At 29.8% G+C, this 20,696-nt stretch carries 16 protein-coding genes; 3 read left to right on the plus strand and 13 right to left on the minus strand.

Translation table 11 applies throughout. From position 1 onward, the window contains the following. The first annotated feature begins 4 nt into the window (after window positions 1–4). Entirely contained in the window at window positions 5–3,661 is a 3,657-nt protein-coding gene (locus CHB63_RS12825) for an ABC transporter permease/M1 family aminopeptidase (RefSeq protein ID WP_089378867.1), read from the plus strand. 72 nt (window positions 3,662–3,733) lie between these two features. Here CHB63_RS12825 and CHB63_RS12830 read toward each other — a convergent pair whose 3' ends face one another. The 7 genes from CHB63_RS12830 to CHB63_RS12860 form a co-directional block, all read right to left on the minus strand. Further along, complete coding sequence (locus CHB63_RS12830; RefSeq protein WP_089378868.1) at window positions 3,734–4,249, minus strand: hypothetical protein; 516 nt, start codon at window positions 4,247–4,249, stop codon at window positions 3,734–3,736. Between the two features lie 27 nt (window positions 4,250–4,276). Then, window positions 4,277–4,702 carry a heavy-metal-associated domain-containing protein gene (locus CHB63_RS12835; RefSeq protein ID WP_089378869.1) on the minus strand — a complete coding sequence of 142 codons (426 nt, stop codon included), beginning with the start codon at window positions 4,700–4,702 and terminating at the stop codon, window positions 4,277–4,279. Window positions 4,703–4,720: 18 nt separating this feature from the next. After that, window positions 4,721–6,487: an efflux RND transporter periplasmic adaptor subunit gene (locus CHB63_RS12840; protein ID WP_089378870.1), complete on the minus strand. Its 1,767-nt coding sequence runs from the start codon at window positions 6,485–6,487 to the stop codon at window positions 4,721–4,723. 11 nt (window positions 6,488–6,498) lie between these two features. Next, window positions 6,499–7,221, minus strand: a complete 723-nt coding sequence (locus tag CHB63_RS12845; RefSeq protein ID WP_089378871.1) for a heavy-metal-associated domain-containing protein — start codon at window positions 7,219–7,221, stop codon at window positions 6,499–6,501. Between the two features lie 3 nt (window positions 7,222–7,224). After that, entirely contained in the window at window positions 7,225–8,448 is a 1,224-nt protein-coding gene (locus tag CHB63_RS12850; RefSeq protein WP_089378872.1) for a TolC family protein, read from the minus strand. Continuing rightward, on the minus strand, window positions 8,438–12,127 hold the full coding sequence (locus tag CHB63_RS12855) for an efflux RND transporter permease subunit (protein ID WP_089378873.1): 3,690 nt from the start codon (window positions 12,125–12,127) through the stop codon (window positions 8,438–8,440). The genes CHB63_RS12850 and CHB63_RS12855 overlap by 11 nt, the downstream gene beginning before the upstream one ends. Before the next feature lie 108 nt (window positions 12,128–12,235). Then, window positions 12,236–12,652: an HYC_CC_PP family protein gene (locus CHB63_RS12860; protein WP_089378874.1), complete on the minus strand. Its 417-nt coding sequence runs from the start codon at window positions 12,650–12,652 to the stop codon at window positions 12,236–12,238. 231 nt (window positions 12,653–12,883) lie between these two features. On the opposite strand from CHB63_RS12860, the gene CHB63_RS12865 reads away from it, so the two are divergent. Together CHB63_RS12865 and CHB63_RS12870 are read left to right on the plus strand one after the other, a co-directional pair. Continuing rightward, window positions 12,884–13,873, plus strand: a complete 990-nt coding sequence (locus CHB63_RS12865) for a PorP/SprF family type IX secretion system membrane protein (protein WP_089378875.1) — start codon at window positions 12,884–12,886, stop codon at window positions 13,871–13,873. A 27-nt stretch (window positions 13,874–13,900) separates the two neighbouring features. Then, entirely contained in the window at window positions 13,901–14,410 is a 510-nt protein-coding gene (locus tag CHB63_RS12870) for a gamma carbonic anhydrase family protein (protein WP_089378876.1), read from the plus strand. Window positions 14,411–14,416: 6 nt separating this feature from the next. Here CHB63_RS12870 and murI read toward each other — a convergent pair whose 3' ends face one another. The 6 genes from murI to porG all read right to left on the minus strand — a co-directional run bounded on the left by murI (window position 14,417) and on the right by porG (window position 20,665). Further along, window positions 14,417–15,205 carry a glutamate racemase gene (gene murI / locus CHB63_RS12875; RefSeq protein ID WP_089378877.1) on the minus strand — a complete coding sequence of 263 codons (789 nt, stop codon included), beginning with the start codon at window positions 15,203–15,205 and terminating at the stop codon, window positions 14,417–14,419. An 83-nt stretch (window positions 15,206–15,288) separates the two neighbouring features. Beyond that, window positions 15,289–15,789 (minus strand): OmpH family outer membrane protein, encoded by a 501-nt coding sequence (locus tag CHB63_RS12880; protein WP_089378960.1) that lies wholly within the window; start codon window positions 15,787–15,789, stop codon window positions 15,289–15,291. Between the two features lie 19 nt (window positions 15,790–15,808). Next, the gene (locus CHB63_RS12885; RefSeq protein WP_245856968.1) at window positions 15,809–16,600 is read right to left on the minus strand and encodes an OmpH family outer membrane protein; all 792 of its coding nucleotides are present in this window, start codon (window positions 16,598–16,600) and stop codon (window positions 15,809–15,811) included. A gap of 66 nt (window positions 16,601–16,666) precedes the next feature. Further along, entirely contained in the window at window positions 16,667–19,237 is a 2,571-nt protein-coding gene (gene bamA / locus CHB63_RS12890; RefSeq protein ID WP_089378878.1) for an outer membrane protein assembly factor BamA, read from the minus strand. Then, complete coding sequence (locus CHB63_RS12895; protein WP_089378879.1) at window positions 19,230–19,985, minus strand: isoprenyl transferase; 756 nt, start codon at window positions 19,983–19,985, stop codon at window positions 19,230–19,232. The genes bamA and CHB63_RS12895 overlap by 8 nt, the downstream gene beginning before the upstream one ends. Then, window positions 19,985–20,665: a type IX secretion system protein PorG gene (porG, locus tag CHB63_RS12900; RefSeq protein WP_245856970.1), complete on the minus strand. Its 681-nt coding sequence runs from the start codon at window positions 20,663–20,665 to the stop codon at window positions 19,985–19,987. The genes CHB63_RS12895 and porG overlap by 1 nt, the downstream gene beginning before the upstream one ends. Window positions 20,666–20,696: the final 31 nt, after the last annotated feature.

Consider the following 20,696-nt stretch of genomic DNA (forward strand, 5'->3'; position numbering starts at 1 on the left):
ATATATGTTTTCCACAATATTTAAACACGAATTAAAATATTGGTTTAAAAAACCATCATTCTATATATATCTAGCTATCTTTTTTGTAATTTCAATGTTTGTTACAGCTAGTTCAGCGGGTATATTTGACTCGCTTACTATGAGCACGGGCTCTTCAAAAATTGTAAACTCTCCAATAAATTTAAATGGAATGTTTAATGCATTAACCATTTTAATTTACTTTTTATTTCCTTCAATAATAGGTGTGTCTATTTTTAGAGATTTTAAAAGTGAAATGCACACCATTTTATATTCTTACCCGTTTACAAAATCAGATTACTTATTTGGCAAATTTTTTAGCTCATTTTTAATAGTTACTCTAATTGTGCTAGCTATTGGTTTTGGAATGTTTATTGGATTTAGACTGCCAGGTACAAATTCAGAAATTATTAGCTCTTTTAGGTTTGCATCTTATTTACAAGCATATTTTATTTACATAATTCCAAATGTATTTTTGTTTGGTGCTATTGTATTTGCAACTGTAACTTTTACTCGAAATATTTCGGCAGGATTTATTGTTGTTGTAATGTTAATGCTTATACAAGGTGTTTCTGAAAGTTTATTGAACGATATTGATAACAGATTCCTTTCTGCAATGTTAGACCCATTTGGGTCTCAAGCGGCTAATTATTATACACGTTATTGGACTGTTGCCGAACAAAATGAATTATTACTTCCTATTAAAGGAGTTGTTATTTACAATCGTTTATTATGGTTGGCAATTGCAACAGTTATTTTTGGATTGGTGTTCAAATATTTCTCATTTAGTCAAAATGCATTGTCATTTAGTTTTAAAAAACAAAAGGCGGAACGCGTTACAAAAAGTAATTTTGGAGGTATTACTAGAATTGAACTTCCAAAAGTTTCGTATGATTTTTCATTTATACAAAATTTAAAAACATCTTGGAAATTATCAAATTTAGATTTTAAATTTATTATAAAAAGTTGGCCGTTTTTAAGCATTTTACTTGTCGGACTTATTTTTATTTTAATAATGTCTATTTCTTTAGGTGAAATTTCAGGGACAAAAACATACCCAACTACTTGGCAAATGTTATTATATCCTGGAAATACCTTTTCTTTATTTATAAATATTCTTACCTTTTTGTATGCAGGAATGCTTGTTCAAAGAGCAAAAATGGCAAAATCTAACCATTTAATTGATGTAACTCCAATTCCAAATTGGAGCTTATTACTATCAAAATTTGTAGCCTTATTAAAAATGCAAGTAGTACTGCTTTTTGTAATTATGGTTGGAGGAATTATTTTTCAAATTTATAGAGGTTATTATAATTTTGAAATAGACCAATATTTGTATGAATTATTAATTATAAAATTTATTCATTTTGCAATTTGGGCATTTTTAGCATTGTTTATTCAAACACTAGTTGGCAATGCTTATTTAGGGTTATTTATATTGTTGGTGATTTCTATAGGCCTACCATTTTTAAGTTTTGCAGGTATAGAACAATCTATATTTAAATACAACCAAGCACCTGGTTATTCTTATTCAGATATGAACGGTTATGGTTCATTTTTTAGTAGGTATATGACCTATAAAATTTATTGGGTTTTTGCAGGGATTGTATTGCTTATTGTTTCAGCCTTATTTTGGGTTAGAGGCTTGCCTCATTCATTTAAAGAACGTTTATCAATTGCTAAATCTCGATTTAAAGGGGCCTATTTAATTGGTTTTGTTGTGTTTTTAGTTGCATTTTTATCGCTGGGTTTCAGAATTTATTACGAAAACAATGTGCTGAATGATAGAACTTCAATAAAAGAAAGAGAATTATTACAAGTTGAATGGGAGAAAAAATATAGGAAGTTTGAAAATAAAACACAGCCTAGAATTGTTGCCGTAAATGTTGCCATGAATATTTTTCCAAAAGAATTAGATTTCAATGCAACAGGAACCTATATTATGGTAAATAAATCTTCAGAGAAAATTGACAGTATTTTATTAAATCATAATAAATACCCGAGCACTTTTACTTTTAATAAAAAGAATACACTAGTTTTAGAGGATACCATTCATAATTTTGATATTTATAAATTAGAAAAAGAATTATTGCCTGGTGATAGTTTACAGTTAACTTTTGAAGTAAAAAACAAACCAAATACATTTCTTAGAGTTCATTCAGATGTAAATGAAAATGGAACATTTATTAACAACAAAGTACTGTTTCCTTCTTTGGGTTATGCAAGCGGAGGAGAATTAAGAGATGATAAAGTTCGTGAAAAGTACGAGTTGCCTAAAAATGAATTAAGACCATTTCCAACCGATTCATCAGCTTTGGGCGGTACTTATATTTCAAAAGATTCTGACTGGATTGATTTTGAAGCAACTGTAAGTACTTCTAAAGATCAAATTGCAATTGCTCCAGGATATTTACAAAAAGAATGGGAAGAAGATGGAAGACGATATTTTCACTATAAAATGGATAGTAAAATATTAAATTTTTACGCGTTTAATTCTGCTAAATATGAAGTTAAAAAAGACACTTGGAACGATGTTAATTTAGAAATTTATTACCATAAAGGACACGAATATAATTTAGACAGAATGTTAGAAGGGATGAAAGCTTCTTTGGATTACAATTCTAACTATTTTAGTCCGTATCAACATAAACAAGCACGTATTATTGAGTTTCCCAGAACCGAAGGGAGTTTTGCCCAATCATTTCCAAATACAATTCCTTTTTCTGAAGGAGTAGGTTTTATTGCAGATGTTGATGATTCTGATAAAGGTGGTGTTGATTATGGTTTTGCAATAACAGTGCATGAATTGGCACATCAATGGTGGGCGCATCAAGTAATTGGAGCCGATGTAAAAGGTGCTACAATGCTATCCGAAAGCATGTCCGATTATGTGAAGCTGAAAGTGTTGGAACATCAACATGGAAAAAAGAAAATGCGTAAGTATTTAAAAGAATCTTTAGATGAATATTTGCAAGGTAGAACGCTGGAACAAAAAGGCGAAAGTCCGTTAATGTATAATGATGGTCAAATGTACATTCATTATAAAAAAGGTTCTCTGGTTTTTTATGCTTTAAGCGATTTTATAGGTGAAGAAAATTTAAATGCAGCCATTAAAAAATATGTTGAAAAAGTGAAGTTTCAAGAACCTCCTTACACAACTTCAATTGAAATGGTTGATTATATAAGACAAGCAACACCAGATTCGTTACAATATGTAATTAAAGACATGTTTGAAACAATTACACTCTATAAAAATAGAGTTGTAGATGTGAAATCAACTGAATTAGAAAACGGAAAATATCAGGTTGATATAGAGTTTAACGTAAGTAAATATAGACTTAGTGATAAAGGAAAACGTATCTATGGAGAAAAAGTTGGAGATACACTTTCTTTTAAAACCGAAAAAATGAAAAAGCCAGAAATGTCACTTCCTTTAGAAGATTATGTTGAAATAGGTATTTTTTATCAAGAAGAAATTGATGGCGAAAAAGATGAAGTTGAACTCTATCTAAAGAAGCATAAAATAACTTCAATAAATAATAAAGTAAGTATTATTGTTGATAAAAAACCGACTGAAGTTGGAGTAGATCCTTATAATAAATTAATAGACAATAATTCTGAGGATAATAGAAGAGAACTCTAATAGTTATTTAAAATATAAAAGCCATTTTCAACTTAAAAATGGCTTTTTTTATGTTCTATTATTTAAAAATTATTATTTTTTTGTTCCTTCAAAATGATAATTACCGTGGTCTGTTGTAAAAGTATAGTTAAAAGAATGATGCTGCATATCAAAACCACCAAAATGCTCATCTCCAGATTGGTGATCGTTGTTTAGATGTTGCATCCACTCAGAATCCATATTTTGCATATTCCCATTCATATTTGATTGTCCCACCATATGTCCATACATATTTTCAAATTCAGTACCTGTTAAACAAACACTAATATCACTTCCATTCTCGTAAATATCGAGCATTATTGTAGTATCAAAATTATCTCCAAAACAATGAACTTCAATTTGATCCCCAACCATACTAACAATAGCTGTAGCTATGTTATTTGTAGTTTTAGAATTATCTGTTTTTTTACCTAAATCAATTGTTAAAGTACCTTCGTAGGTCCCAGCAACATCATTATTAATTAAATCATCACTTTTCTCACAAGAAACTATAAATGTTAGTAGTGTAAATGAAAAAAGTAGTCCAATATTTTTTAAGGTGTTTTTCATAATGTTATTTTCTTAAATAGTTAATATTTAGTGATTGTGACCACTATGATCTTCTTTATTTGCTTCAGTATTTTGATTCATTTCCATTGAATGGTTGTATTTACAACATCCTGGTAAACCACTATAAGCATCTAAATTTCCTTTTACTTTTTCGGTATCATAACCCGAAGCGGCTACTGCTTTTTGAATTTCCATCTCATTGGTTTTTGAGCTGTCAAATGATACCATTATCATTTTTTTGTCTTTATTCCAATTTGCTTTTGAAACACCTTTAACACTGTTTGCCGCTTTTTCAATTGTTTTTTTACACATATTGCAGTTACCTCTAACCCCAAAAGTTATCCTACTTAAGGATACCTGCTCGGTTTTCATTATTTCTTTGTGTGTTTGACTGTATCCAGTGGTTAAGCCAATTGCAGCAAAAATTGCTACTCCTAAAATTAGTTTTCTCATTTGTTAAATATTTAATTATTAATTTATTATTTCTTTTATAGTACCACATTTCAGCATCATTTCACCAAAATATGGATTTTCAATATTTTCTTCAGTACTTAACCAAATAGCTCCTTTATCATTATTTGCCATTGGGCAAAATTGTTTGTAAACTTTTTGATTAACTCCAAAAATTGTAACACTTTTTGTAATTGTATTTGATAAAGTGATGAAATGTGTTCTTTGATTTTTAATATCTGTTGATATTGCTATTTTTTTAGAAGAGGATTTTAACTCTTTTAAAAGTGACATCCATAGATTATGAGATTTTGAATCTGTTAATAATTTCATGTCTATTTTATCTAAGTTGCTAACTATTAAATCAGCAGATTTTTGAGCTAAATTGCTATCATCATTTACCAAGGCTTCTTTTAATTCAATGTAATTTGTAAATACTATTTTAAGTTGATCTTGAAATTTCGAAGATACTTTAAGGCGTTCAATCATTATTTTACTTTCTTCTGAATTTATTGGCTCTTGCATTCCAATATGATTTTCGTGTCCGGTCATTACTTTTCCACCAGCATTGTTCATCATACTTTTTTTACCTTGTAATTGTGCTGCAGCATCCACTGTAAAAGTACCATTGGTTACAATTTCTTCGTTCTCAGATAACCCATCTAAAATCTCATAATTTGTTGCAATTTCATTACCTAATGTAACTTCTCTCATTTCAAAAATGGGCTCATTTCCTTGTTTTTTAACGTAAACTACAGATCTTTTTCCTGTCCATAAAACGGCCGTTTTAGGAATTTTGAGTAAATATTTTTGATCCATTTCTTGAGGTGTCAACGCACCTTTTACAAACATTCCAGGTTTTAATTTGCCTTTGCTGTTGTTTAATTCAGCTCTAACAATTACAGTTCTGGTTGAAGTATTTAAAACAGGATTAATAAATGAAATTTTGGTTTTAATTTCTTTGTTTGGATTTGCATTGGTCGTAATACTTATTTCATCACCTTCTTTTATTAAGGAAAGTTGTTTCTCATAAGCATCAAAATCTGCCCAAACAGTATTCAAATTTGAAATCATGAGTAAACTTTGTCCTTCTTTTACGTAATTACCTTCTTCAACCATTTTTTTTGTAACAATTCCACTCACATTTGAATATACCGGGAAGTTTGTAATAATGGTTTTAGATGCTTCAATTTTATCAATTTGCTGTTCAGAAAGTTTCCAAAGTTTTAACTTATTTCTAACGGCATTGTATAAAGAAATATCTCGTGATTTTGATTCTAAAGCAGTTAATAATTCTTTTTGAGCAGTAACTAACTGAGGAGAATATATCAATGCTAATTGTTGACCTCGGTATATTTTTTCACTGGTAGAATTCACAAATAATTTTTCTATTCTTCCTCCAAAGTGAGCTGTTTGAATTGAATTTGTTTTTTCATTTTCCTTAATTTTTCCTGAAAGCATTAAACCGCTTACTTCATTTGAAATAGTGCTTATTACTGTTGTTTCAATATTAGCTAATGCCATTGCATTTACAGTCATTTTAAACTCGTTTGCAATTAGCCCATCTGCCGAAGTTTCTGCGGGAATTAAATCCATTCCACAAATTGGGCAATCACTAGGTTCTGGCTGAATAATTTGCGGATGCATAGAGCAAGTCCATTGTTGTTTTTTTGTTTCAGAAGTTTCGTGATTGTGTTTATCTGCCGAGGTTGAAGAATTTCCAAATATCAACCAGCCTAAAACTAGGCCAGCAGCTAATATTCCAATGTAAATTATATATTTTTTCATGATTTCTTTTTTTAGTTAGATAACATCCAAAATGCCATAAATAACATAATAGCATTTTCGATAAACGTGGCTTTGGTCATTGGTAATTTTAATGCAGTTCCTAAACAAGCACATTGGATAGATTTTTTATCGATTAATATTTTTGTAACTCCAATAGTTGTTATTACTAAAACTATAATTGTGATAATTAGCGCTAATTCAATTTTAAAACGCAATAAAAATAGCAATCCTAATGCAGTTTCAACGAAAGGATAAATCCAACCATATATTGGAATTTTTTTTGCGATAGGATCGTACATACTAAAAGAATCTGGAAACCCTTTTAAATCTAAAAGCTTAAAAAAGCTAAAGACAATGTAAAATAAACCCATAAAATCTAGCATAAATGAGTTTAAGTTAAGACTAGTTCTATTTATAAGCAGCGAAGCAATTGAGATATATCCAATAATTAAAAATAATGGGAGCAGTTGCCTAAATCCACTTTTAGGTTTTTCAATAATTTGGTTTGAAACTATCTCTGTTACTTTAAGTTCTTTTATTTTAATAGTATATTTATTTGAAATCTCCTTTTGAAATATTTCAATTGGAATTTGCTTTTCCATTTCAATGATTGCTTCTTCATTTTTTAAATTAACAGTTGCTTTTTCAACTCCATTTACATTGTTTAATGCTTTTTCAACGTTGGTTCTGCAACCATCGCAAGTCATTCCAGATATTTTATAATTTAGTCTCATTTCTTATTCATTTTTAGTTAAAAATTCTAAAGTCGATTTCTGAATTGCATATTCTTTTTCTGAAACCACTTTTTTTAATTGAAATTTTAGTTTTAATTGTTGAATTTCTAAAAGTTGATCAAAATCAATTATTGAAGTTTCATAGGCAACAAATAATAATTTTTTAGTATTATCAACCTCTTTTATGTTTTCAATTTGAGTTTTAATTGAGGTTTTAGCATTTACCATTTTACTTTTTGCTTTTTCAAAAATTGTATATAGTTGATTTTTTGCATTAATTTTGATAGTTTCAATAGCTTTTTGATCTAATTGTAATTGTTTTTGCTTGGAACTGTATTTTTTTGAAAATAATGGAACTGAAACAGTAATCATAGGCATAATGATATCTTTACCATTATCCAATAAATTTTCAACAGCCCTGTTTTCAACAATAGCATAATCTAAACCAATTCCAATAGTTGGCAGTCCTTCTTTTTTAGAAACTAATTCAGCTTTTTCTATTGCATTTTGCAGGTTGTCTAGTTTCAATAGTTGTGGATTATCTGAAATCATTTCTTTTTTAAATAGATTACTGTCATCTATAATTTCAATATTCTTTGGGATGTTCACTAAAAGATTCTCTTCTCGGTTAAGAATTAAATTAAAAGTAATTTGGGCGGTTTTTAAATTTTCTACAATCTCACTTAATTTATTAGAAAGCTCATTTTTTTCCATTCTAATTTTGAGCACATCAACCATTGTGGATCTGTTATTCTCCAATTCATTTAATGCTAGATCTTCAAAAGTTTTAAGAATATTAATGTTTTTTTTAATTATCCGCTCTTTTTCATTTAATTCATACAATTGAAAATAATCAGTTTTAACGTTTAGAAATAATTTTCTTTTTGATAAATCAATTGAATTTGATTGTGCATCAGCTTTAAAAGAAGCGCTTTCTTTTTTAGCTTGTAGAGTTCCAAACCAAGGCATCATTTGTGATACTGAAAGCTTCGCTTTTTGAGCACCAACCCTCGTTTCTGCTTCTTGAATAAGAAACCCAGCTCCAATTGTTGTATTAGGCAAGCTTCCTTCTTCGTTTACTTTCTCCAAAGCACTTTCATATTTATATTGCATAGCTTTTAATTCGGGATTATTTTTTTCTGCAATATTTAAGTACTCTTTCATGGATTGGCCATAACTAGAGATAGTTATAAAAAATACTATTATATATCCTATTTTAATTTTCATTGTTTAATTTTTTTAATGAAACTTCTTTTTTCCAACTGAACAAAACGGGTACTACAAATAGCGTTATCAAGGCTACTAACATCCCTCCAAAACTTGGTATAGCCATTGGAATCATTATATCTGACCCTCTACCTGTTGATGTTAGCACAGGTAATAATGCCAGTATTGTAGTAGCTGTTGTCATTAAACAAGGGCGGATTCTTTTTTCACCTGCTTCTACAATAGAAGCTCTTATTTCTTGCTTAGTTATTGGTTCATTTCTTTCAAAAGTTTGTGTTAAATAGGTTGCCATAACAACACCATCATCAGTTGCAATTCCAAACAAGGCAATAAACCCTACCCAAACAGCCACACTTAAATTAATTGGATGTATTTGAAATAAATTACGAAGGTTAATACCAAATATTTCAAAGTTTAAAAACCACGATTCTCCATACAACCAAATCATCATGAAACCACCTGCAAATGCAACAGCAATTCCTGTAAAAACCATTAGTGAAGTTGTTACAGAACGGAATTGGAAATACAGTATTAAAAAGATGATTACCAATGCTAGAGGTACAACAACGGATAATGTTTTTTCTGCTCTAATTTGATTTTCATACGTTCCAGTAAATTGATAATTTAATCCTTTTGGTATTGCTAACTCGCCTCTCTCTATTTTACCCTGAATTGCTGCCTGAGCTCTTTCAACAACCGTTACCTCAGCTTCGCCATATAATTTATCAAATAATACATAACCCACTAAGAAAGTGTCTTCACTTTTTATAACCTGTGGGCCTTGTTCATATTTAATAGTTACAATTTCCGATAGGGGAATTGGGTTCCCATTTGGTGTTGGAACATAGATTTTTTCGAAATCTTCTGGACTTGTACGTTGTTCTCTTGGGTAACGAACTCTAACTCCATAGCGTTCTCTACCTTCTACAGTTTGAGTAAGTAATTTACCGCCAATAGCAACTTCTAAAACACTTTGAACATCATTAATGTTTAGACCATAACGGACTAATTTCTCTCTGTTGATGTCAATTAATAAGTATGGTTTTCCAACAATTCTATCTGCAAATACAGCTTCTTTTTTAACTCCAGAAACTTGTTTTAAAACAGTTTCTAATTCTAAACCAAAAGCTTCAATTTGAGCTAAATCTTGTCCTTTAACCTTAATCCCCATTGGCGCACGCATACCAGTCTGCAACATCACTAGCCTAGTTTCAATAGGTTGCAATTTTGGTGCTGAAGTTACTCCTGGCAATTTTGTAACTCGAACAATTTCATTCCAAATATCATCAGCGGAATTTATAGTTTTACGCCAGTTTCTATAATACTCCCCAGCTGAATCTTCAATTAATTTATTGGTTTCAACTTTTGTTCCTGATGCAATAAATTGGCCTGAAGTTGTTTCAAACAAATTACCATTAGTTACTTTAAATTTCAATCGTTTTCCATCTTCATTTAGTTTGTATTCCGGCTTATAAATTATAATATTTTCATACATAGATAATGGAGCTGGATCTAATGCACTTTCAATTCTTCCGGCTTTACCAACTACCGTTTCAATTTCAGGTATAGTTGCAACAGCCATATCTAATTGTTGTAAAACACGTTTATTTTCAGCAATTCCTGAATGAGGCATGGAGGTTGGCATCAATAAAAAGGAACCTTCATTTAAGGCTGGCATAAATTCTTTTCCCGTGTTTTTCCAAACTCCAACACCTAGAACAATTATTAAAGTTGGAATACTTAAAAATAGTAGTTTATTGTTTAGTGCCCATTTTAAAATGCTCACATAAGACCTTCTAAATAAAATAAAACCTCCCAGCAGTCCAAAACAGATAACACCAACAAATAGTAGGTTTGTAAAAATTGAATTATCAACTCCCAATGGTCGCCAATAAATACTTAAAAATGCAACTATAGTAAATGATGAAATAATTATATTTACAAGGTTTGCCTTTTCATCAGAAAGAATTCTTCTTAATTTTAAAATGTTGGAAATTCCAAAGGCAATTAGCAATAAAGCTATGTAGTAACCACCAAATACTCCAATAATACCAGCTATAATTAAACCAATACTACCTATAGATTTTCCTTTTTTAAGGGATGGTTTCCAACCGAATAACCAAGCGGCAAAGGCAGGGATTATAAATAAAGCTACAATTAAAGAAGAAGTTAAAGCCATTGTTTTGGTAAATGCCAAGGGTCTGAATAATTTACCTTCGGCACCTATCATTGTAAATATGGGAATAAAACTTATAATGGTAGTCATAACTGCAGTAACAATTGCTCCGGAAACTTCTGTAGTTGCGTTATAAACTAATTTATTAATAGGTGTTTTATTACGATCTTCATCCAAATGTCGAATGATATTTTCAGATAGAATTACACCAACATCAACCATAGTTCCAATTGCAATTGCAATACCTGACAAAGCAACAATATTAGCGTCTACATTAAATAGTTTCATAGAGATAAAAACCATCAACACAGCAATAGGTAATAAACCAGAAATTAATATGGAAGCTCTAAGGTTAAAAACCATTACGATAATTACTAATATTGTAATTAAAATTTCAAGGGTTAATGCCTCGTCTAAAGTGTTCAATGTTTCCTTTATGAGTTCAGTCCTATCATAAAAAGGCACAATAGTTACTTGAGAAGTACGTCCATCTTTTAAAACTTTTGAAGGCAACCCAGCACCAATTGTTGCTATTTGCTTTTTTACATTGGTTATTACTTCCATTGGATTTGCTCCATAACGAGCAACCACAACACCACCTACAACTTCAGCTCCTTCTTTATCTAAGATTCCTCTTCGTTCTGCTGGGCCTAATGAAACTTTAGCTACATCCTTAATTAATATAGAAGTGAAATCTTTTGAAGTCACCACTGTATTTTCAATATCTTCAGCAGATTTTATATACCCCAATCCACGAACTAAATACTCAGCTTGATTTATTTCAATGGTTTTTGCCCCAATATCTTTATTGCTATTACGTGCTGCATTTACAACTTGTTGTAAAGAAATGCCGTATTCTTTTAAAATTTCAGGATTTATATCTATTTGATATTCTTGAACATAACCACCAATAGATGCAACTTCAGATACTCCTGATGCTGACGAAAGTCCATATTTTACATAGTAATCTTGAATGCTACGCAATTCGTGTAAATCCCATCCACCTGTTACATTTCCGTTTTCATCCCGGCCTTCTAATGTATACCAATAAATTTGACCTAATCCAGTAGCATCTGGACCTAAAGCAGGTTGAACATCATTTGGTAATAATCCATTAGGAAGTGAATTTAGTTTCTCTAAAATCCGACTGCGACTCCAGTAAAATTCTATATCCTCTTCAAAAATTATATAGATGCTTGAAAATCCAAACATAGAAGAACTTCTAATTGTTTTAACTCCAGGAATTCCCAATAATGAAGTTGTTAAAGGGTAGGTAATTTGATCTTCAATATCTTGTGGTGATCTTCCGCTCCATTTTGTGAAAACAATTTGCTGATTTTCTCCAATATCAGGAATGGCATCAACAGCCACAGGATTTCTAGGAATAAGTCCGGTATCCCAATCAAACGGGGCTGTTGAGATTCCCCATCCAATAAATAGTGCTAATAATAATACAGCTACTAGTTTGTTTTCTATTAAAAATTTAATGCTTTTATTTAGCATAACTATTTGATATTAAGTATTTAGTAAAATAAATATTGCTATAAAAACGTACAGCAAAACAAGCCCGAATTAGAAGTGCTAATTGGGTTTTTAACTAAAAACTTAAAATCAAATTAAGAATACTTCGTCAAGTGTTTGAATATCCCTGACTATAAATGGGGGAGAATAATTTTTAAAAGGAATAATGTTTTGGTCTAATCCTTCAAATAAATTTACATAAGAATAAATAAATGAGGCAACAAAAACTTGTTGTTCAAAAGTTAAATTAGAAAGATCAGTTTTTAAATTTGTTTGACCTTCAAATTGTTTTACAACATCACTACAACAATCTTTTTTATCAATATTACAATTGTCAGTTGGTGATGGTTTTTGCATTTCCATACCACAAGATTCAGCTTTTGAAAATAATGCACTATCCACTAAGTGATCACCACAATAGTGTTCACTTATACTAAATGACATTGTAGAAAACAATACTACAAATGCCATTAAAATAGCTGATATTTTCTTAAATACTTGTTTCATAATAATTCACAAAGTTATAAAATTTTAATTAGAGTATATTAAAACCATGTTAAATGATATTTCATTTGTTGTTCTTTACTTTCTAAAAGAATATGGATAATTTGTGAAATTTAATAAATCTATGCAGAATAAGATAATAATTGTTTGAATGGTTCAATTTTAACTTTTTATTAAATCATACAATATTTTAATCGCCATAAATACTTTATATTTGGTAGTTTATTTGCAATAATGAAAAATTACGGGGTTTATATTTTTCTATGTTTATTAATTTCTGGATTTTCAGTTGAAGCTCAGGAAACACTTCCAATTTATTCAGATTATCTGTCAGATAATGTTTATTTGGTGCATCCTTCTGCTGCCGGATTTAGAGATTGTAGTAAAATTAGATTAACTGGTAGAACCCAATGGAGCGGTATTAAAGATGCGCCATCATTACAAACAATAAATATTCATTCAAAATTTGGAGAAAAAGCAGGGCTGGGTTTAATTGTTTTTAATGATAAAAACGGGTATCATAGCCAGCAAGGAATTCAGGCTACTTATGCTTACCATTTAGAATTGGGGCGTCTTGAATATTCACGTCAGTTATCGTTTGGACTTTCTTTAATGACAGTTAGTAGTAAGTTAGATATAAGTGAGTTTGTAATTGATGATCCTATTGCTGATCAATTTGTGAAAAGTGCTGGTTATTTTAATGCCGATTTTAGTATGGCTTTTCATGACGTTGATTTTTTCGCTTATTTCACGGCAAAAAACATTATGTTAAGTGCAAGAAATTTGTACAATGCAGATTATGAATCCTTAAATTTAAGACGATATTTATTGTCGCTGGGTTATTATTTTGACTATTATAAAAATGGTAAAACAGTAGAGATTGAGCCATCAATAATGATTCAATATATTGAAAGAACCAATGAGAAATTTGTTGATTTTAATATGAAGGTGTATAAAAAATTACCAACAGCGAAATTGTGGGCCGCTTTTTCTTATAGAAGAGGTTTTGATGGTGGAGATACCCAAGAGTTAAATTATTTAACTCCTATTGTAGGGGTTAACTTTGAGAAATATATGATTTCGTATACTTATACCAAACAATCTGGTGAAATATTATTTGACGATGCGGGCTATCATCAAATAACTTTAGGATTTGATTTTGGCTGTTTTAGTCCAAGAAAATTTTGGAACGAACGTGGTGGAAAAACAAATAGAATGTTTTAATTATTTAGTGCAATTAGAATTTAAAAGATGATAATAAAAGAATTAAATGGCAATAAACCTGTTTTAGGAGAAGATTGCTTTATAGCTGAAAATGCTGTAATTATTGGAGAAGTTGAAATGGGGGATAACTGCAGTATTTGGTATAATGCGGTGATAAGAGGTGATGTTCATTATATAAAAATGGGTAATAAGGTGAACGTTCAAGATGGAGCGGTGATACATGCAACTTATCAAAAACATCCAACAAATATTGGAAACAACGTTTCAATAGGGCATAATGCAATGGTTCATGGTTGTAACATTCATGACAATGTATTAATTGGGATGGGAGCAATTGTTATGGATGATTGTGTTGTAGAAAGTAACAGTATTATTGCTGCTGGAGCTGTTGTTACAAAAGGCACTCATATTGAGTCTGGAACTATTTATGCAGGTGTTCCTGCTAAAAAAGTGAAAGATATCAGTCAGGAATTAATTTCTGGTGAAATAAATAGAATTGCTGATAATTATGTAAAATATTCGAGTTGGTATAAATAAAGGTTTTTAAAAATCTAGTTTATCAACCTTAAAATTTAGCGAAACATCACTTAGTATTGTCGATAAAACTTCGGTTTGTGTATTAGTATAAAACTGATGAATGTTGATATTTTGATTATTTGAAAGCATATTATTTTTTTCTAAAATAGCTTTGGTTTGTTTAGCAACTGCCTCACCAGAATCGATAATATTTACTGTTGAACCTATAATTTCTGTTATTTGTGGAATTAAATAGGGGTAATGCGTGCAGCCTAACACCAAATGATCAATATTAAATTGTAGCATCGGTTTTAAATACTTGGAAAGTAATTGATTTAGTGCTGCTGAATTTAATTTTCCAGCTTCAATTAGTGGAACTAGACCTTCACCATCTTGTTCTATTGTAATAATATTTTTAGCGTATTCTCTTGTTGTTTTTTCAAAAAGTTTACTGGATAAAGTTCCTTTTGTTGCTAAAATACCTATTGCACCTGTTTTGCTGTAAAGTGCTGCAGGTTTAATTGCTGGTTCTATTCCAATAAATGGGATGCTGTAGTGGTTTCTTAAATAATCAATGGCATTTGTGGTAGCAGTATTACAAGCCACAATAATAAGCTTACAACCTTTTGAAATCAAAAATTCAGTATTTTTAATACATAATTCAATAATTTCTTCGGTAGTTTTTTCGCCATAAGGAGCGTTTTTACTATCAGCTAAATAGATGGTATTTTCATTTGGTAATAGCTTAACAACTTCTTTCCAAATTGAAGTGCCACCTATACCAGAATCAAATAAACCAATGGGTTGATTATTCACTTTAAATTATAAAATTTTTGAATTATAAATGTATAAAAAAATCCCGCTATTGCGGGATTTAATTTTATATGATATTTAATTTTTTATTGAATACCTAACTTTGTTTTTACTGCTGGTAATAAATCAGTACCATTAGCAACAATAATACTTGAAGCGTCTAAAACATAAGTAAAACCTTGTTCGTTGGCAACATCTTCAATAGCTTTTCTCGCTTTTTCTAAAATTGGTTTTAACTTTTCATCTCTATTTTTTCTAATTTCTTCTTGAGCAATTTGAGATGCTTGATATAAACTTTGTTGATCTTGTTGAACCTCTACTTGTCTTTGTTGATTTACTTCGTCGGTTTGAGAAGCTACTTCTGCTTCATATCTTTTTAATTTAGCAGTAAGCTTATCATTTTCTGCTTTTAATTCAGATTCATAAGTTTTACTTAGTTTCTCTAAATCAGCATTTAAAGTTTTAGTTTCAGGCATAAGACTTAGTAATAAATCAGTACTTATATGACCTACTTTAGTTTGAGCTTGAATTGAATTAAATCCTAAAGTAATTATTGCAATTAGTAATAAAGTTCTAAATTGTTTCATTTTATTGGTGTTATTTAAATTAATTATTCTTGTTTTTTTCTTCTTTTGCTTTTTTAGCGTCTTCAATTTCTTTTATTCTTTTTTGTCTTTTTTCTTCAATAGCTTTTTTAAGTTCTTCACGTTTTTTTAATTGTTCAGCTCTTTTAGCCGCAACTCTTTTTTGTAATTCAGCTTTTTTAGCTTCACGTTCGCTTAATACTTTTACTGCGTTTTCGTCTTTTTTAGTGATAGTTTCATTTGTGCCATCTTCTTTTTTGCCACCAGCTTGTTTTTCTTTAGCTGCATCAATTTTTTTAGTTCTTGTAATGCTATTAATTACTAATTCACTAATATCGTATTGCTTATTTGTGTAAAGCATTATTAAATCACTTGATTTGTCTAACACAAAATCATATTTTCTTTTAACTGCAATTTCTTGAATAGCATTGTAAACTAAATCTTGTATTGGCTGCACCAATTGTTGTCTTAAAAAAAATAAATCTCCATCAGTTCCAAAATATGAATCTTGAAGATGTTTTAATTCTAAAGATTTAATTTGAATATCTTCTTCCTTTTCTAAAATTAATTCATTTGTTAATAAGGCTTTTTCAATATTTAATTCAGACTTTAAAGATTCTATTTCTTTTTGTTGAACTTCAATATTACTTTGCCATGTAATAACTTTAGAATTTAATTTAGATTGAGCTTCATTATATTCAGGAATATTTTCTAAAATATATTCCATATCTATATATCCAATTCTTTGAGCTTTTTGTGCTATTGACGAAAAGCTTAAAATTAAAAATGCAAATAAAAGAACTTTTTTTATCATATCTATAATGTATTTAGAAAAAACCGTGCCAATTTATTATTCATATACAAATATAACAGATTTACATTAGAATTGTTGTCCAATTATGAAGTGAGTTTGCCATCCAGATTTTTCAATGCCTCCAGGTAAAGGATCAAAACCGTGAGCAAAATCAATTCCTAATAAACCAAAGGCTGGCATAAAGATTCTAAGTCCCATTCCTGCTGATCTTTTTAATTGAAAAGGGTTGAAGTTGCTAAAGCCATCATAAGAATTACCAGCTTCTAAAAACCCTAAAGCATAAATTGAAGCCGAAGGTTTTAATGTAATAGGATATCTAACCTCCATTTGAAATTTATTGTAAATAGTTCCACCTGCAATTGAAGAGATTCTTCCGTTTTCGTAACCTCTTAATGCTATAGTTTCTCTACCATCTAATTGGTATGAAGCCATTCCATCTCCTCCAACAAAAAACCGTTCAAAAGGAGAATCTCCTAGTTTTTTGTTATAATTACCTAATATACCAAATTCAGCGTTTGTCATTAATACTACGTCCTTGGTTAAAGCAGTGTACCATTTTCCTTTAAAACTTGCTTTGTAATACTCTAACCATCTATATTTTTCTTGATCTTCCAGCGTTGAATAGTCTTTATTATTCACTAAAGAATATGGGAAAGTAATTTTAGCTCCTATACTAAAATCAGATCCTGATTTTGGAAAAATTGGATTTGGTCCTGCTGAACTTCTTCCTAGTGTAATATTATAAGCTAAGTTATTTGATTGCCCTGTCGAAAATGAAAATGTTGAAATTGGGTAATCTTTTAAATCGTATAATTGGTAACTAATACTTTGTGATAATGTAAAATAGTTATCTGGCCATTGTAATCGTTGTCCTAATCCTATTGTTGCTCCAACAATATTTAATCGTTGGCTTTTATCTACTTTATTTGAAAAATAATCATATCTAAATTGTTTAGAATTGTAAACCGAAAAAGATAATGATCTTGGTTTTTTACCACCTAGCCAAGGCTCTGTAAAAGAAAAACTAGATGTTGTATAATACCTGCTTTTTTGTAAACGTAAAGAAAGCGTTTGTCCATCTCCCATTGGCAATGGTCTATATGCTTTTTTATTAAATATATTTCTAGTTGAAAAGTTATTAAAAGACAATCCTAAAGTTCCAATAAAAGATCCACCACCATAACCACCTTGCAATTCTATTTGGCTAGACCCTTTTTCGGCAACCGTATAATCTATATCAACAGTTTTATCTGTATAATTAGGATTAATATCTGGTGTTATTGCTTCAGCATCAAAAAAGCCAAGTTGTCCAATTTCTCTAATAGTTCTAATGATATCACTTTTACTGTACAAATATCCTGGTTTAGTTGCTATTTCTCTATAAACTACGTGGTCGTTAGTTCTATCATTACCATTAACCGTAACTTTTCTGATTTTTGTTTGTTGATCTTCATAAATTCTAATTTCAACATCAATAGAATCGTTATTAATTCTAGTTTCAACAGGTAAAACTCTAGAGAATAAATAACCGTTATTTTGGTATACTGTTGAAATATCTTCAGAATCTGGAGATCCATCTCCGGTAACTCGTTCTTTTAAAACTTTACCATTATAGGTGTCTCCTTTTTCAATTCTTAAAATTCTTTGAAGTTGTTCATCGGTATATTTACTATTTCCAATAAACTTAATGTCTCCAAAAATGTATTTTTTACCTTCTTCTACTTTTAAGTTTAGGTTTAAAGTATTGTCATCGTTCCAAGTCATTGAGTGATCAATTATTCTGGCATCTCTATGTCCTTGTTCGCTATAAGTAGTAATTATTTTTTCTAAATCCTCTTTAAAATCTGCATCTATATATTTGGAGCCTTTCCAAAATCTACCAAACATTGATTTTTTAGTATTTTTCATAGCCTTTCTTAGCTTTTTATCGCTAAATGCTTCATTCCCATCAAAGGTTATATTTTTAATTTTTACTTTTTCGCCTTTGTCAATATGAATTAACATATTAACAATATTTACATCTGAAGTATCTGCTTTAGTGTCTAAAGTAACTTTAGTTTTTAAGAATCCTTTTTCTTGATATTTCTTTTTAAAATAGTTTGTAGTAGTAACAATTAAATTGTCTGTTACCATAGCACCCTTTTTAAGCTCAGCATCCTTTTGTAATTCTTTAGCTTTACTTTCTTTTACACCTTGAATTGTGATTTTATTAAGTTGAGGAAGTTCTTCAACTTCAATCTCTAAATAAACTACATTTCCATCAATTTTTGCGATATATACTTCAACGTTGCTAAATTGCTTTGTTTCATACAATTTTTTAATAGCACTTGTTAGTTTATCTCCTGGAAGTTTAATTTCTTGTCCATCCTTTAAACCACTAAAAACTTTTACAGTTTGTTCTTCAAACTTTTTAAGTCCCTTAACAGTAATTCCTCCAAGTTCGTAGGAGCTATCTTTAACATAAGCAGTATTTAAATTAACGGGAGTAATAGTATCTTTTTTGATAGTATCGTTGGTAATCTCTGCATTCTTAATTTCAACAGTTTTATCATTATTGTTTTGTTCTTCCTGAGCATTTGCTGAGTTAAAACCTAAAATAACAGTAAAAAGTAAAAGGGCTATTTTTAATTTAGTCATTGATTTTTTCAATTTGTTCACTGGTTTTTCCAAACCGTCGTTCTCTATTCTGATATTCTACAATTGCATTAAAAAGATTTTCTTTCTTAAAATCTGGCCAAAGTGTATTTGTAAAGTACAATTCGGCATAAGCTATTTGCCATAATAAAAAATTGCTGATTCTTTTTTCACCGCTTGTACGGATCATAAAATCAACATCAGGCAAAGAAAACGTATATAAATGATTATTTATAATATTTTCATTAATTTCTTCTACCTGAAGTTCATTATTAACAACTTTTTTTGATATATTTTTGATAACATTAACAATTTCATCTCTAGATCCATAACTTAAAGCTAAAGTTAGGGTTAAAGCGGTGTTGTTTTTTGTTTTTTCAATAACTTCATTTAGCTCTTTTCTTGCATTTTCGGGCAAATCTAAAAGGTTTCCAATTGTATTTAAACGAATGTTATTTTTTTGAAGTGATTTTAATTCTTTTTTTAGTGATGAAACTAATAGAGACATTAATGTTTTAACTTCTAATTTAGGGCGATTCCAGTTTTCTGTTGAAAAGGCATACAATGTTAGATATTTAATTCCTAATTCTCTACAGCCTTCTATTGTTTCACGAACCGAACTAACCCCATTTTTATGTCCAAAGACTCGGGGTTTATTTTTAAGTTTTGCCCACCTTCCATTACCATCCATAATAATGGCAAGATGATTTGGTACTTTATTTTTAAGTATGCTATTTTTTAATGCTTCCATTAATAAGGTGTTGAGTAACATGCAGGTCTTCCAAAAGAATAAACTAAGGAAAATCCACTAAAAACATACCAGTCGTTACTATTTGGATTTCCAAAATTTAAAGATGGTATTTCACTGTTATTATAATCTAAGTCATCAACAAAAGTATATCTGGCTTTTATTTCTAAAGCTAAGGCAAAGTCACCAAATAGTTTTGTTTTATAACCTATACCAAAAGGCACAGCAAATGATGTATTTGTTCCGTATTCATAATTAGAAGGATCCGTTCCATCAATTATTGTTTTATAATTAAATGCGGCTATTTCTATTAATATGTATGGAGTTCTGGTTTTGCTATAATCATCTAAATTATATTCAAAATAATTAAACTCCAGGCCTAGTGCTATTTCCTTTAAACTATTTGTAAAACTAATTCCTCTTAAGTGACGTTCATTATTGGTCGCATTAGCATCATCTGAAGTTAATTTTGCAAATGTAAAGGTACCTCTTAAAGCAATTCTTGGGTTTTTATTCCATTTATAAATTACACCTCCCATTAAATTATTTGGGTTAATGTAATTTTCCGGACCTATATCTCCAATATAATTACTACCACCAGCAATAATTCCAATTTCATTTATTTGAGAAATGGAAGTTGTTGTGATACAGATAAATGCGATAAAGAAAATTAATTTTTTCATATATAAAATAGCGTGCAAATATAATTAATTC

The organism is Lutibacter flavus (assembly GCF_900188355.1).
In the GTDB taxonomy this organism is placed as follows: domain Bacteria; phylum Bacteroidota; class Bacteroidia; order Flavobacteriales; family Flavobacteriaceae; genus Lutibacter; species Lutibacter flavus.

Coding starts and splice junctions, on each gene's coding strand:
- CHB63_RS12825 (WP_089378867.1), top strand. CDS start 5: ATGTTTTCCACAATATTTAAACACGAATTAAAATATTGGTTTAAAAAA.
- CHB63_RS12880 (WP_089378960.1), bottom strand. CDS start 15,789: ATGAAACAATTTAGAACTTTATTACTAATTGCAATAATTACTTTAGGA.
- CHB63_RS12885 (WP_245856968.1), bottom strand. CDS start 16,600: ATGATAAAAAAAGTTCTTTTATTTGCATTTTTAATTTTAAGCTTTTCG.
- CHB63_RS12870 (WP_089378876.1), top strand. CDS start 13,901: ATGATAATAAAAGAATTAAATGGCAATAAACCTGTTTTAGGAGAAGAT.
- CHB63_RS12855 (WP_089378873.1), bottom strand. CDS start 12,127: ATGCTAAATAAAAGCATTAAATTTTTAATAGAAAACAAACTAGTAGCT.
- CHB63_RS12830 (WP_089378868.1), bottom strand. CDS start 4,249: ATGAAAAACACCTTAAAAAATATTGGACTACTTTTTTCATTTACACTA.
- CHB63_RS12860 (WP_089378874.1), bottom strand. CDS start 12,652: ATGAAACAAGTATTTAAGAAAATATCAGCTATTTTAATGGCATTTGTA.
- CHB63_RS12845 (WP_089378871.1), bottom strand. CDS start 7,221: ATGAGACTAAATTATAAAATATCTGGAATGACTTGCGATGGTTGCAGA.
- CHB63_RS12865 (WP_089378875.1), top strand. CDS start 12,884: ATGAAAAATTACGGGGTTTATATTTTTCTATGTTTATTAATTTCTGGA.
- CHB63_RS12840 (WP_089378870.1), bottom strand. CDS start 6,487: ATGAAAAAATATATAATTTACATTGGAATATTAGCTGCTGGCCTAGTT.
- CHB63_RS12895 (WP_089378879.1), bottom strand. CDS start 19,985: ATGGAAGCATTAAAAAATAGCATACTTAAAAATAAAGTACCAAATCAT.
- CHB63_RS12850 (WP_089378872.1), bottom strand. CDS start 8,448: ATGAAAATTAAAATAGGATATATAATAGTATTTTTTATAACTATCTCT.
- CHB63_RS12835 (WP_089378869.1), bottom strand. CDS start 4,702: ATGAGAAAACTAATTTTAGGAGTAGCAATTTTTGCTGCAATTGGCTTA.
- bamA (WP_089378878.1), bottom strand. CDS start 19,237: ATGACTAAATTAAAAATAGCCCTTTTACTTTTTACTGTTATTTTAGGT.
- porG (WP_245856970.1), bottom strand. CDS start 20,665: ATGAAAAAATTAATTTTCTTTATCGCATTTATCTGTATCACAACAACT.